Source organism: Micromonospora sp. DT4, from assembly GCF_049841675.1.
Taxonomy (GTDB): Bacteria; Actinomycetota; Actinomycetes; order Mycobacteriales; family Micromonosporaceae; genus Micromonospora.
In genome coordinates this window covers 79,358-92,379 of sequence record NZ_JBNCKT010000001.1, presented here as the reverse complement: position 1 = coordinate 92,379, position 13,022 = coordinate 79,358, and the positions used below count along the sequence as shown (strand labels likewise).

Genomic DNA, 13,022 nt, shown 5'->3' with positions numbered 1-13,022 from the left:
CGCGCAGCCCAATGGACCGACCAGCCTTTAGTGGTCGGGCTGATCGCCGACGCCCTCCACGCCGACCCACTCGGCGCGTGGCTCGTTCCAGACGGGCGCCGGCGCCAGCAGGTGCTCGCTGGCGTCGCGGCGATCTGGGTGGAGCACGCCATGTTCTTCGGCGACGTTCACCTGGCGGACGACCACACTGCCGCCACGGTCGGATTCCATCGCTACCGACCCATTCCACCTCCGACTAGCTACCGCATCCGACTTACCGACGCTGCCGGCTCCGACACCGACCGCTTCGACTTGCTCGAGTCGCAGGTCGCTCTGAAGCAGCCCAGCGAGCCGCACTATCACCTCGCGTTCCTGGTGGTCGCCCCTACTCACCAGCGAACCGGGCGCGGCAACGAGTTGCTGACCCACCACTGCGGCCGCATTGACCGCGTCGAGCTGCCCTCCTGGGCTGTTGCCAGCGCGGGCGCGGCCGGCTTGCTCGGCCGGTTCGGCTACATGACTCGGTCGGCGATCACCCTGCCCGATGGGCCAACCCTGCACCCCATGCGCCGCAACCCCTTACGTCGCGACGACGACTGGCCCATGAACGCGCCCTCGACGAGCAGCGTTCGTCACGTGCGACAGGACCAGCATGCCTAGCTACGCAGCCCTCGCAGCCGCGCCAAGCCGCGACCCGTCGACTGACCGGGAAGCTCCTCGCAGATACCCGGCGGACTTCATCCACGCCGTCGTCCGTCGCGTCGCTTATGCCCGCAGTGTCAAGGCGCACGGTGCGATCGTCGGCGTCGCGCGTGAGCTCGACCTCGACCCGCGTCTCGTCCAAAAGTGGGTGAGCAAGGCGGACAGCCCGTCCTTGGGCTACCGCCGCAGGCCGGTAGCCGGCGGGATTGCTCCCGAGGCAGGCCTCGCTGCGGACCTGCTTCGCTGTCGGTTCTGCCGCGAGTCCATGAGCCTTGTTGAACTGGACGAGACCGTTCCTGGTTACCAGTGCCAGCCGAGTTGCCGACCGCGACTTCTCCACGCGGCGGCTATCGCCGAGGCCATCGGCCGGGCGATTCTGTGGCACGTCCCGCGGATTCTCCCGACCAGCAGTGCGCCGACGCCCCCACGGCTCGCGGCCACCTACGCTCACCATGTCCTCGCCCGCGTCACCGTCGGCGCTGCCCCACGGGAAATCGCTCTCACCTGGCGTCCCAGTCCCTTACCCGGCCCTCGGTGAGTTGATGTCTAGCCCAGCCGGATCCAGCCACACGACCATCCATTGGCAGATGGAAGCCAAGCAATTGCGACTGAGGGCGGACGAATCCCGAACGACGCCACCGTCAAGCAGCGCATGGCCCGCCGACTACGCACCAAACCCGGCCAGGTCGCCTACGCCCGCCGCAAAGCCATCGTCGAGCCCGTCTTCGGCCAGATCATGACCCGCCAGGACGGTCGGAAGCTACTGCTACGCGGCAAGGACGGGGCCCGTGGCGAGTGGCGGCTGCTGGCCGCCTGCCACAACCTCCGCAAAATCTTCGGACACCGCGGCCTACACGCCCTGGCCCCACCAGCCTGACCCACACACCGCGACGCCCCCACCCAGCACACGCCAGCCCCAACAACCGCCACCACCGGCACGCAACGCCCCCAACCAAACCACCGGACCTGAGCCAGCCCCCACACCGCCCCGACCGGGATTTCGTTACCGACCCGCGCTCCTAGCTGAAGGTGTGCGACCACGGAGGCCGGGGCTGCGCGGGGATGGCAAAGGGAGCGGTGGCCAACGTCGCGTCGGGCTGGGCCAGCGATGGCGCGCAGCCGGAGCGTCACTGAACGGCAATGAACGCGATGGTCGCGGGCACTGGCCGATACATCGGCTCGGCGCAGTGCCGGCCCGCCGGTCCCTGCTCTATGGCGCCGCGCCGTACACGTTGTCGCGAGTTGGAACGCGCGGCAGTCGCATTGGCCTTTTGCGCCGCCGGACCCGGGTGGAGTGCGGTGTCGCCGACTCGCCTGACACACCGACATGGTAGGGCTCCCGATCGATGTCGGCGGCGCGGGAGCCCGAGAGGATCGGCATCGACATCGCTGCCTCCTGGTGTGCCTGGCGGTGCCGGCGCGACGGGCGCGCCGGCGACCTGCGCTGGTTCGGGTCGGCCGCCACCGTCGACACCGCCTTGGCGGCTGGGGCGGGGCACACCTTGAGGTGCAAGGGGCAGCGATTGCTGGGATCGGCCGGCTAGAGGGAGGCCAGGCGGGCGTGGAGCGCGACGCTGTGCTGCAGACGCAGGAGGACGTCGGGGTCGTTCATGAATCGGTCGAACCGGTCGAGTTGGGCGGTGGTGAGGCCGGTGCTGGCGGTCAGCTGATCGCGCAGGTGCCGGGCCCGCTCGCGGTAGAGGGTGCAGCTGGGGCCGCCGCCGCGGCTGGTCTCGGCGTAGGTGGTGACGCACGCCTGGTCCATCCCCAGGGTGAGGAGTAGCCCGATGGTGTCGTCGGTCGCGGCCGGTCCTGCCGGGGAGGGGATGAGGGCGTTGATCGTCCGGACGACGGTATCGATGACGGCGGTGGCGCCTGGCGCGGCGGTGTAGATGACCGGCGGGATGGGGGTGATGGCGGCGAGGATGAGCCATCCGTTGGGGCGAAGCAGGGTCGTGATGGGTCCGAGGGCGTCGATCTGGTCCGGTTGGCGGTGGGCGAGGACGACGTCGTAGCTGGCGAGCTCATGTGGTAGGTGGGCCCCGTTGGCGGCGTCGATGGTGACGATCTCTCCGCTCGGACCGACCAGTTGGGACAGGTGTGCGAGGTCTGCGGCGCCCGTGAGGTCGAGGACTCGTTGCCCGGTGGTGACGCCGATCCGGTTCAGCTGGTCGGTCAGCAGCCGGCCGAGTGCCGCGACTGCTGCGGTGCGCCATGCCGATTCGGGTGTCGGGTCGGCGGGGGCGCTGGGTGCCGTGTGAGTGGTGTCGTCGGTCATGCCGGTGGTCTCCTATCGGCTGTTTGTGGTTGGGAGGTCGCACGGTGCCCCGTCGGTTCCTGCGGGTGGCCGTGACCTTGGTCGAGGCAGGATGCGCGCATGCGAGTGAGCTCGTGATGCATGCGGGTGCCGTCGGGGTGGCGTGGGTAGACGGCGCGGTGGGTGGCGGCGGTGCGAGCGAGAAGTTGGCAGGCTTGGGCGCAGTGCCCGCCTTGGTGCAGGACGAGGGCGAGGGTGGCCTGGGCGGCGAGGGTGGGCAGCGCTCGGGGGCCTTCGGCGGTGGTGTGGTGCCGGACGAGGTCGCTGTAGTGGTTCGCGGCTTCGGTGAGGTTGCCGGCGCGGCGGTGGGCGGCGGCGAGGACCTTGAGGGCGAAGCGCGTTTCCGGGAACCTCGCTCCGAGCAGATGTTGTAGGGATCGGTACGCCCAGGCGGCACAGGGCAGCGCGGCGGCGGGGTCACCGTCGGTGAGGGTGAGTTCGGCGAGCAGGGCGGCGGCTGTGGCGGTAGCAGCGTCCAGGGCAGTGTTGTCGTCGGTGGGATTGACGTGCAGCAGGCCGGTGCGCAGGACGTCCACGGCACGGGCACGGTCGCCGCGGTTGATGCGACTGCGGGCGTAGTCAATTCGCTGGGCGATGGACATTCGCGGCCCAACGAGCTGTCGGGAGGTCCGATCGCCAGGTGATGTGTAGGTCGCCGGCCGTCGCGCCGACCTCGATGCGTCGGATCGCGCCCGGGGCGTAGGCGGCAGCGGCGTGGGTCTTACCCGGCGGCACGAGGTGCGGGGCGCGGTTCAACATCGTCTTGGCGACGGCATCGCCAATCGCCGCCGCCTGTACTGGGAGCCGGCCGCAGGCGGGCATGCAGAGGTAGACCTGAGGGGATTCCGGGAGTTGCACCAGGATCATCGGCTTGGCGCAGTGATGGCAGGCAAGCAGCCCTGGCGGCACGGGGGCGGTCTGCACCGCGCGGGCTCGCGCCACCCACTCCTCGATCGTCGCCGCTGACACACCGTGCTTGCGGGCCGCCTCGGCCATCGCCCGCAGGAAACCGAGTTCGGTGGCGCGCTCGAACGCGGTCGCCACGGCGTCGACGACGAACGCCGGAGTCCACGCGGCGACCGGAGGCGTCCGTGTCGGCATGGCCCGCTCCTGTCCTGATTGAGAATCATCACGTCCCTGAAGGGGCGCTCGCCGGGAAGACGGTCCGACTCAGTCACTGACCCGACCCGGTGCCTGAGTTGCCCACATGGGTGTGTCGTGTCCACCGGCGGCGAGTGGGCCCGCCGCTGGTTGGCGCGTTGCACCTCAACGATCACGGAGCGGCCGGCGGCTGGGAATACCGACCTTTGGTCCGACCTTGCGTACCGACCTTCGGTCCGACCAGCCTCTGAGCTGGACATTTACAGCGGACCACAAACACGCTCAAGATCATTTCGGGGACTTGCGGGGTTATATTCGGCGCACCCGGCCGGCGATCGTCGACCGGGTAGACACAGATCGCTGGAGGCTTCCGGTGACCCGCCCAAGTCCGTACGTTCGCCGGCAATGGCTAGGACGCGAGATCAGGCGCCTACGCGACGAGCACGGCATCTCAGCTGAACCGCTCGCACGCGCGGTCGGATTCCCGAGACAACAGCTCAGCGCCCTGGAGAACGGGCGCGTCGGCCCCGACATCGACATGGTCAGCGCGATCTGTGACTACCTGGCCGTCGGCGTGAACCGCCGCACGGCGATCATGGACGCGGCGGCCGATGGGTGGGCGCGCGGGTGGTGGATGGCCGACGCACAACGGATGGGCGTCCGGCAGGCCACCTATGCCGACCTGGAAAGCGGTGCCAGAACCATCACCGAGTACGCCCTGGCGCTGATTCCCGGACTGCTCCAAACGGCCGCGTTCGCCGACGCTCGGCTACGGAGCGAACCTGCCCGTCACGCTGAGACCTTCGACCCCGCTGCTGCGGTCGCCGCCAGGACTCAACGTCAGCAACTACTGCTCGCCCCCGACGGGCCCCAGTACGAGGTCGTACTCGACGAGATCGCGATTCGGCGGCGCGCCGCCGAATCGCACATCGTCGCGGAGCAACTCCGGCACATCATCAACGTCTGCGCGACGCACCCCACCGTGACCGTCCGGGTGCTGCCGATCGACGTTCCCATGAAGGGCCACAGCGCATACAGGTCGGCGTACTCGATCTACCGCTACCGCCACACGCCGAGTTCCCTGGCCGTAGCAGTCGACACCCTCACGAATGATGTGATCTACACCGATTCAGATGAAATTCAGCCTTATCTGAGCCTGCACAGCCGGCTGAAGGCCGCCTCGCTTGCACCTGACCTCAGCATTCAGCTGCTCCGCGCCGCGGCGCAGGACATGTCACCCATCGAAGGAGCTCCCGCATGACCACGCAATTCACAGGATGGCGTAAGTCCACCCGCAGCGACGACGGCAACTGCGTCGAGGTCGCCAACGCCAACGACGGCACCACCGGCGTACGCGACTCGAAAGACATCAACGGCCCGGTCTTGGCGTTCCACCCCACCGCGTGGAACGCCTTCGTCGGTGGCGTGCAGTCCGGGGCGTTCAACCGTTAAGGCTCGGCACACCGAGCAGGTGCAAGCGCGATGCCGGGTGACGCGGAGTGCGACCTCTGCAGCATCTCGGCTTAGTTGGGAGCGACAAGGCCCCGAACGACGCCGGACGCGGATTGCACTGGTACGACCGCGTCCGGCGCTGCCGGTCGCCAGCTTTCGTCCGCCCTCACCGGAACAGCACGACAGCTCGGCTGAGACGCGTCGGGCACCTCCGTGGCTGGCATCTGCACTGCACGCGGCCGCGCGCGGGCCTAGACCGGCTACGACGCGCTTCCTGGCCGCCGCCTACGCAATTCTTCGAGAAGCCCCGGCGGCCGGATCGGCGCACACCGTAGCGTCGCCGCCTCGTCCACCGCTGGTCGAAGGTTCGTGGTAGACGGCGCGGCACCGCCTGGCGGGCCGGCAAGCTGATCGAACCGGTCCTCAACCTCACCGAGGTCCGCAGGATCGCACATGCCCGCGTGACCGCCTGACGGCCAGGCGCACCGGCCCGGGCGACGCCGATCCGTAGGGCGGACACGCGATGATCGCCATCGCATGATCCCCGGAAACTCGTGCAACACTCGATCATCAATTACATTGACGCCGTTGCGGGTCGGGTGAGAACTAAAACGAGGTCGAGGAGGACACGCACGTGCCTCGCCATGCGGATGCGGTAATCACTCCTAACGAGCAACTCTCCGGCGCGCGGTCCCGGCTCCCGTCATCGCGGCGGCCTGGGCAGTGCATGTCGCGGGGCGAGCTGGCTGATGCTGTGAACGCGGAGCTGGACCGGGCTCTGGGCCCGGCTCCAGGAAAATCAGACTCTCCCCACGAGGGTGGCGCTGCCCCTCACTATGTTCATGAGCGTTGGGTAGGAAAGCTTGAGCGCGGTGAGCATCGCTGGCCGAGCCCTGAGCGTCGCGCCGCCCTCCGCAGCCTCTTCGGGGTCACGAACGACGCTGCTCTCGGGCTCTACAGTCCTCGGCGCACTCCCACCCTTACCGGCGACGAGGATGCAGGCATCGCGGTCTCGGGTACCCTGCCCGTCCTCCTGGTCCCGCCCCTGGAGCCCACCATGGTCCATCGTCCTGACGATATCGACACGCTGATCGCCACACTGACTGACGCCACAACGCCAGATGCCACCAGGCTCGTCGCCGTCTACGGTCCCGGCGGATTCGGTAAAACGACCTTGGTGACGCAGGCATGCCATGAGGCCCGCGTCCGAGAGCTCTTCTCCGACATCCTCTGGCTGGAAACCGGCGAACAGTGTTCGCCCGCCCGCCTGGTGCAGTTGATCTCTGACCTCTGCGTGCATCTGGGCGGCGCGCGACCGGCCTTCGCCGACCCCGAGCAGGCCGGCTTTCACCTGGCTCGGATGCTCGGCGACCGACGTGTTTTGCTTGTGATCGACAACGTCTGGTCTGCCGCCGACCTTGTCCCGTTCCTGCTGGGAGGACCGGCCTGCGTCCGCCTCGTCACGACCCGCAACGTTCGGGTGTGCCCGTCGCAAGCCAGAGTGCTACGCCTCGGGCCCATGTCCCCGACTGAGATCCGTGAACTCATCAGTCGCAGCGTGCCTAACCTAGGGCGGCAGGAGACAGCGCGTCTCGCTAGCCTTTGTGGTGGTTGGCCCTTGCTTGCGACGGTTGTCGGCTCCAACATCAGTCAGGACATCACCGCTGGCGCACCGCCCGGCCGCGCGGTGAACGAAACCGGAGACACCCTGCGGACGTACGGACCGCACGCGTTCGACGTCTCCGATGCCGACCAACGGCGCAGCGCAATAGGACAGGCCATCACCTCCAGCCTCAGGAGCCTGGAGGAGAACGTAAGGGTTAGTGGTGCCTCATCGCTGAGCGACCGCTATCTCTCGCTCGCGATCTTTCCCGCCGCGACACCAATCCCGCTGCGAGTGCTGTCATTGTGGTGGGAGCGAGCCTACGGATGGCCGCCTTCGGCTACGCGACAGTTCTGCCGGGTCCTCGCGGACCGTTCGCTCATCGATAGCTACCTCGCCGATCAAGACGTGATCCATCTCCACGACGTCTTTCGCGCATACGTCCGTCACATGGTGGGCGACCGCTGGTCCCCACTGCACCGGTCCCTCGTCAACGCCTATCGCTCCGGCCTTTCCGGTTGGGGCGACCTGTCACCAGATCACGAATACATGTGGCGAAATCTCACCCACCACATGCATCAAGCCGAACTGCATCTGGAGGTCATCCAGGTCCTCTCCGACTCGGCCTACATTGTGAAGAAGGCCGTGACGTTCGGGCACGACTCGCTGGTAGCCGATCGCACGATCATTGATGCCGTCGCCGCACGTTTCCCTGCTGGCGAGTCCGACCACAAGACCTGGCTTGTGGCTTCTACTCTCACAAGCGAGGGATATCTTCTGCGCGGTTTGCGTTCAAGCAGCGACATCGCGCTCACATTGCTTGCCTCTTTCCTACGCTCTACCGACGAGCCAACAGTCGTGGACGAGCTTCGACGAATCGGCGCGGGAAGCGGCTTCGAAGTCGATTGGGCCACCGGCAGCCAGGACGAGGCCGACGTCAGTCATGTCGGCGCGGTCACGGGAGTGGCCGTACACGACAGCGCGGCTGTCACCTGTGGTGAAGACGGAACTGTTCGCCTGTGGGACCTCGCGGCCCGGCGGCACATCCGAAGCTACCGCGGGCACACGGGATGGGTCTTCGCCACGGCGATTTCAGGCGACGGTGAGATCATCGCCTCAGGTGGCGACGACGGAATGGTCCGCTTGTGGCGGCGGCACACTGACGAGCCGATCGGCGTGCTGCTCGCCCACACCAGCCGTATTCGTAGCCTCGCGTTCGCCCGCACCGGCGGTCTTCTTGTCTCTGGTGGCGAGGATGGCAAGGTCTGCCTGTGGGACACCGAGCGCAAGCGGCTGCTCCGGACGCTGGAAACTCCCGGTGTCCCGGTATGGTCCGTGGCGCTTGGGTGCGCCGACTCCCTTGCCGCCGCGGCCGGCGAGGACGAGTTCGTCCGCCTGTACGATCTTCACACAGGTCGGCTGCTCGATGAGAAGGTGGCGCACCAAGATTGGATCAGGTCCGTGGCCTTCGCCACCACTGAGCCGCTGCTCGTATCCGGATCTGGCGACCGTACCGTGCGACTGTGGAACGTAAAGGACGGCCGGCTCACGCTGCTTCGAGCTACCGACGCCCAGCCAGCCCGTCCCCGTTGTGTGGCCCTGTCAGCACAAGCTGATCTCATTCTCTCGGCTGGGGAAGATGCGACTGTCCGCGCCTTTGGAGATGCGGGACTGGTAGGCGAGACCCGCGTAGCCGCTGGTGTCGACTGGATCAGAACGATCGCGACGACGCCAGGGGGCGAAGTTGTCGCTGGCTGCGAGGATGGCGCACTACGAACGTGGGATGGAACAAGCCATGGTCGGCTGACCGTTCTCGGCAGCGGCGCCAGCACCGCTTGGTCTGCGGCGTTCGCCGACGGCGGTCGTCTGGCCTTCCTTGGCAGAAGCGACGGAGTGATCGAGGTTAGGGACAGCGGCTCCTCGGAGCTCGTCCGAACCCTGCAAGCGGGCACCGGCCGAGTGTGGTCGGTAGCGACCGGCCGAAGCTACGTTGCCGCGGCCTGCGGCGACGGGACTGTCCGGGTTCTCTCCCTCGATGGCCAGCGGTCTTTGGAATTGAACGAGAACGAACAGCGCACATGGGCCGTGGCCGTCGCCCGCACCGACACGCGCGTGGCAGCCGCATCAAGCGACGGTGTCGTGCGGGTGTGGGATCTGCAGTCCGGCCGCATCGCGTGGGAGCGGAAAGCCCATTCGGGCCGCATCCGGTCGGTAGCCTTCGACGACGCAGGGGACCACCTGGTCACAGGCGGCGGGGAGGGAATCGTCTGTGTTTGGCAGATCTCGACCGACACCAAGGTCTGCGAGTTCACCAATCCAGGCGGCTGGGTACGGACTGTCACCATCGATGATTCGGGAACACGGGTCGCGGTCGGGTCAGGCCTCGGGGACATCTACATACGCGATCTGACCGAAGACGAGTTCGTCGCCCACCTGCCGGGCCACAGCGGACGCATCCTGATGCTCGGCTTCGCCTCGACCGCGGACCAGATCGTGTCGGCAGCGGCTGACGGGACGGTTCGATCATGGTCACAAGCCGCGCAGCAGCAGCACGCGCAGGTACGAGTTGACGCCTCGCTCCATTGCGCCGCCTTCAGCAGCGACAGCGGGCGGGTGCTCGCTGTCAGCGCTGGCGGAGCCGTGGCGATGTCGACCCACAGGCAGTACACCACAGGATAGGAAGCGACAAGGATGCAGACCTCCCTCCTTCAATCAGTCCCAAACGATCCTTCTGCTGGGGAGGATACGAATGGGAAAGCACCTGAGTACCCGGCGATCGTTAGCAACGCGCCCGGATCGTTCGCCTGGCATGTCTTCCAGGAACGCCATCCCAATCTCGTCTCCAAACTACGCCAAGCGCACCCCTACCTCCCCTTCCAACATCAGGCGCTGAACAGCCTGGTTGAGGAAACGTTGACGGGGCAAATCAGCCGACTCCCCCGATCGGCCCACGACCACGCCGCGTGGGATGCCTGGGGCGGCGACTACTTCGGGCAACGCTGGTACGATGTGCCCTTCCTATGGGCCGAGAGCTACTTCTACCGCCGACTGCTTGAGGCAATCGGCTTCTTCACGTCGGGTCCGTGGTTCTGGGTCGACCCGTTCGAGTTTCTCAAGACCGCGGAGTTGCAGGACCCCGTGCTCGACCACGAGTTGGCCGCGCTCGACGACCTTCGACACCTCTCACCAGAGCAGCGCGCCGAGGCGCTTCTACTGGCATCGTTGTGGGGCAATCGGGCCGACCTCGGATTCCGGATCGGCAGGGCAAGCGCCGCCGGGGAACCCGCGCTGGCCGCAAGCTTGGTCCGCGACGACAGTGCCGCCATCTGGTCGACCCTCACCAGCGGTGAGGCTCGCCGAGTCTGCGTTGTCGCAGACAACGCAGGGCGGGAGCTGCTGGCTGACTTGGTCTTCGTGGATCACCTTCTTCAGGAAGGGCTCGCATCCGAGGTCGCGCTGCATCTGAAACCACATCCCTACTACGTCTCTGATGCGGTCACCGCCGACCTTGTCGGATGCCTTCGCCGTCTCGCCGCAAGCGGCGGCAGCGCGGCCGACATCGCAGGCAGGATCCAGCACGCCCTATCCAACGGCTACATAACTGTTTACACCCACTGGTTCTACTGCGCGCCGCTGTCCTTCCACCACATGCCGTCCGACCTGGCACGCGAATTCGAGTCAGCGTCGCTGACCCTCATGAAGGGCGACCTGAACTATCGCCGCCTGGTGGGCGACTGCGACTGGCCAGCGACTACACCCTTCACCGAAGCGGTCGACTACTTCCCGGGTCCGGTCGCCTCCTTGCGCACCCTCAAATCGGACGTAGTCGTCGGCCTAGACAGCCAGGCCCTGTCCGCGCTCGATGCCTCCGGCGAGCCCTGGCGTACGAACGGGAGTCACGGCCTAGTGCAGGCACGCATGTGACAGAGCGCAACACCACGACGATCGGCAGGAGGTTTCTCGCCTCCTGATTTCTCGCAAGTCAGCAAGGTCGGACCAAACCGTCGGCACCCAAGGTCGCTGTATTGCCAAAAACGAGCTGAGTTAGGGGCAATGCTGCTTTAGTTAAGGCGGTGTGCAGTTGTGGCATTCTACCGCTGATGCGGCCCGGGTGTTATGTTCACGCCCGGGGTCTCTCAAGAGAGTCTCGCATAAGGCCAGGGAGGGCTTCGATAGGGGTTTTGCGAATCGCGACCTGCGGAAACGTGACCATTTACCGGCTTCTGGCAGAACTCTCGCAGCTGAACGTTTCTGCGAGAAGCCGGGACGCCGACGGGGTGTCCACTATGCCCGACTGCGGTGGGCATGCGGTCATGCCGTCGTCGCGAGTGCGTCGACGGCTTCGAGGTAGTCGCGGCGGTTCTTGCTGCGGCAGGGTTTGCCGTCGACAGTGAGGTCTGCCAGTTCGCGGGCTCGGGACAGCACGAGTGGGGTACGGAACTGTGCTGGGGTTTTCCCGAGATGGTTGAGGGCGATGTGGTAGCCGCTGTCGTAGTCGCCGAGCCGGATGACGCAGGCCGCCGCATCGAGCCGGATCAGGGTCGGGTTGATGTGCTCGGCCTTCGGATAGAGCTTAAGGGCCTCCTTCTGGGCCTCGACCGCTCTGTGCGGGTCGCCGACGAGAGTCAGTACGGCCTCCCGGTGGAACGCGAGTTGCTGGGCGGGGTAGCCGTAGATGCTGTTGCCGGCATCGACGCCACGGAGCCTGCCGGCGATAGTGTCCGCCCGGTTAAGGGCGTCGAGCGCGTTGGCGGTGTGGCCCAGGCGCGCCCAGGCGCGGGCCTCGGTCGCGGCGGCCAGGGCAGCGCCGGCGCAGTCGGTGTCTCCAGCCCGGTTACGGGCCTCGGTGGCGAGTGTGATGGCAATCTGCGGCGGCCTCTGGTGGTAGAGGCTGACGGTGGCTTCGCGGGCTCTGACCCAGCTGGTCAGGGCTCGGTCGCGGGTTTCGTCGGCTGCGGTGGCCGCGGTGGTGAACCAGGAGCGGGCGCTTCGGTGGTGTCCGAGGTCGGTCAGGATGTTCGCCGCAGTCCCCGCGAGTTGGGCGCTGACCCGGCTGATGCGCTGCTGGCTGTCGAGTGGCTGGCGCCGTCCGGCGTGGATCTGTAGGTCGGCGAAGTCGAGCAGGACGTCTTCGAGGACTTCCAGCGGTGGGCGGCTCTTGAATGCGTAGCCGTACCCTTCTGCGGCGGTCTCCCAGCGGTCGAGGGCGACGTCGCTGACGGTCGAGGACCCGAGGATTGTGTCCATCTCGGCGCGGATACGTTCGAGCATGGACAACAGTTCTGGCGACAGCGCCGGTCCGGCGGAGCAGGACATCAGGAGTCGTAGGGCCTGTCGTCGGTGCACGGCGGCCTCCTCGGAGATGCCAGCGACAGCGGATGTTTCCAGACAAGCACCTGCCGTACGGGTTTGGCTAGCGAACGCCCGTATGGCGGACGGCAGTTCGAGCTCGGTGCCGGGCGGCGAGTAGTCGACCGCCCAGCCGAGCTGGATGGGGCCGGTGTGGTGGAAGCGGCACAGGGCGTCGCGGTAGGTCTCGCCGGGCCGGGTGGGTCCGTTCTCCCAATGCGTCAGCTGCTCGCGGGTCAGTTTGCAGGCGGCGAGACCGTCATCGCGGCGGGACCGGTGCAGGGCGTCGACGGCTTCCTGCACTTTCAGGCCACGAGCGAGCCGGTACGCCTTCAACGGCAGCAGGTGGCAGCAGGCGGTGATCTCGGCGGCGAGGGCGTGCAGGTGCGTGCCGCGGGGGTTGAGGTCGACGCCAGTATCGAGCCGGGCCCGGCGTTTGGCCGCCGCGCAGTGCGGTTGGTGTTCCTCTGGTCGCATCGGGGTCGCCTCCTGCGAGAGGGGGACCAACGGTAGCCGGTT

The 13,022-nt window shown here is 67.1% G+C and carries 10 protein-coding genes and 1 pseudogene; 6 read left to right on the top strand and 5 right to left on the bottom strand.

The genetic code is table 11. The features are described from left to right. The first annotated feature begins 30 nt into the window (after nucleotides 1–30). Together ACLQ24_RS00440 and ACLQ24_RS00435 are read left to right on the top strand one after the other, a co-directional pair. Entirely contained in the window at nucleotides 31–639 is a 609-nt protein-coding gene (locus ACLQ24_RS00440; protein ID WP_425888378.1) for an N-acetyltransferase, read from the top strand. A gap of 658 nt (nucleotides 640–1,297) precedes the next feature. Continuing rightward, nucleotides 1,298–1,558 (top strand): annotated as a pseudogene (locus tag ACLQ24_RS00435) (transposase); the annotation flags it as partial. A 663-nt stretch (nucleotides 1,559–2,221) separates the two neighbouring features. Here the strand turns inward: ACLQ24_RS00435 and ACLQ24_RS00430 are convergent. From ACLQ24_RS00430 to ACLQ24_RS00420, 3 genes are read right to left on the bottom strand one after another with little or no spacing between them, the layout of a single operon-like run. Next, nucleotides 2,222–2,959, bottom strand: a complete 738-nt coding sequence (locus tag ACLQ24_RS00430; RefSeq protein ID WP_425888376.1) for a hypothetical protein — start codon at nucleotides 2,957–2,959, stop codon at nucleotides 2,222–2,224. Then, on the bottom strand, nucleotides 2,956–3,600 hold the full coding sequence (locus ACLQ24_RS00425) for a hypothetical protein (RefSeq protein WP_425888375.1): 645 nt from the start codon (nucleotides 3,598–3,600) through the stop codon (nucleotides 2,956–2,958). The genes ACLQ24_RS00430 and ACLQ24_RS00425 overlap by 4 nt, the downstream gene beginning before the upstream one ends. Then, nucleotides 3,578–4,099, bottom strand: a complete 522-nt coding sequence (locus ACLQ24_RS00420) for a hypothetical protein (RefSeq protein WP_425888373.1) — start codon at nucleotides 4,097–4,099, stop codon at nucleotides 3,578–3,580. The genes ACLQ24_RS00425 and ACLQ24_RS00420 overlap by 23 nt, the downstream gene beginning before the upstream one ends. A 373-nt stretch (nucleotides 4,100–4,472) precedes the next feature. Here ACLQ24_RS00420 and ACLQ24_RS00415 point away from each other — a divergent pair, with 373 nt between their 5' ends. Continuing rightward, nucleotides 4,473–5,360, top strand: coding sequence for a helix-turn-helix domain-containing protein (locus ACLQ24_RS00415; protein WP_425888372.1), 888 nt, complete (start codon nucleotides 4,473–4,475; stop codon nucleotides 5,358–5,360). Further along, entirely contained in the window at nucleotides 5,357–5,551 is a 195-nt protein-coding gene (locus ACLQ24_RS00410) for a DUF397 domain-containing protein (RefSeq protein ID WP_425888371.1), read from the top strand. The genes ACLQ24_RS00415 and ACLQ24_RS00410 overlap by 4 nt, the downstream gene beginning before the upstream one ends. Nucleotides 5,552–6,350: 799 nt before the next feature. On the opposite strand, the gene ACLQ24_RS00405 is transcribed toward ACLQ24_RS00410, so the two are convergent. After that, nucleotides 6,351–6,617: a hypothetical protein gene (locus tag ACLQ24_RS00405; protein ID WP_425888370.1), complete on the bottom strand. Its 267-nt coding sequence runs from the start codon at nucleotides 6,615–6,617 to the stop codon at nucleotides 6,351–6,353. Between ACLQ24_RS00405 and ACLQ24_RS00400 the strand changes: the two genes are divergently transcribed. Both ACLQ24_RS00400 and ACLQ24_RS00395 read left to right on the top strand, forming a co-directional pair. Next, on the top strand, nucleotides 6,609–9,833 hold the full coding sequence (locus ACLQ24_RS00400; protein ID WP_425888368.1) for an NB-ARC domain-containing protein: 3,225 nt from the start codon (nucleotides 6,609–6,611) through the stop codon (nucleotides 9,831–9,833). The two genes, ACLQ24_RS00405 and ACLQ24_RS00400, sit on opposite strands and share 9 nt — an antisense overlap. 12 nt (nucleotides 9,834–9,845) lie before the next feature. Continuing rightward, complete coding sequence (locus ACLQ24_RS00395) at nucleotides 9,846–11,078, top strand: damage-control phosphatase ARMT1 family protein (RefSeq protein WP_425888366.1); 1,233 nt, start codon at nucleotides 9,846–9,848, stop codon at nucleotides 11,076–11,078. Nucleotides 11,079–11,465: 387 nt separating this feature from the next. Here ACLQ24_RS00395 and ACLQ24_RS00390 read toward each other — a convergent pair whose 3' ends face one another. Further along, nucleotides 11,466–12,980 carry a hypothetical protein gene (locus tag ACLQ24_RS00390; RefSeq protein WP_425888365.1) on the bottom strand — a complete coding sequence of 505 codons (1,515 nt, stop codon included), beginning with the start codon at nucleotides 12,978–12,980 and terminating at the stop codon, nucleotides 11,466–11,468. Between the last annotated feature and the right edge of the window lie 42 nt (nucleotides 12,981–13,022).

Excerpts from the sequence above, each read along its gene's own strand:
- ACLQ24_RS00425 (WP_425888375.1), bottom strand. The coding sequence starts at position 3,600 with ATGTCCATCGCCCAGCGAATTGACTACGCCCGCAGTCGCATCAACCGC.
- ACLQ24_RS00405 (WP_425888370.1), bottom strand. The coding sequence starts at position 6,617 with ATGGACCATGGTGGGCTCCAGGGGCGGGACCAGGAGGACGGGCAGGGT.
- ACLQ24_RS00395 (WP_425888366.1), top strand. The coding sequence starts at position 9,846 with ATGCAGACCTCCCTCCTTCAATCAGTCCCAAACGATCCTTCTGCTGGG.
- ACLQ24_RS00390 (WP_425888365.1), bottom strand. The coding sequence starts at position 12,980 with ATGCGACCAGAGGAACACCAACCGCACTGCGCGGCGGCCAAACGCCGG.
- ACLQ24_RS00430 (WP_425888376.1), bottom strand. The coding sequence starts at position 2,959 with ATGACCGACGACACCACTCACACGGCACCCAGCGCCCCCGCCGACCCG.
- ACLQ24_RS00410 (WP_425888371.1), top strand. The coding sequence starts at position 5,357 with ATGACCACGCAATTCACAGGATGGCGTAAGTCCACCCGCAGCGACGAC.
- ACLQ24_RS00400 (WP_425888368.1), top strand. The coding sequence starts at position 6,609 with ATGGTCCATCGTCCTGACGATATCGACACGCTGATCGCCACACTGACT.
- ACLQ24_RS00420 (WP_425888373.1), bottom strand. The coding sequence starts at position 4,099 with ATGCCGACACGGACGCCTCCGGTCGCCGCGTGGACTCCGGCGTTCGTC.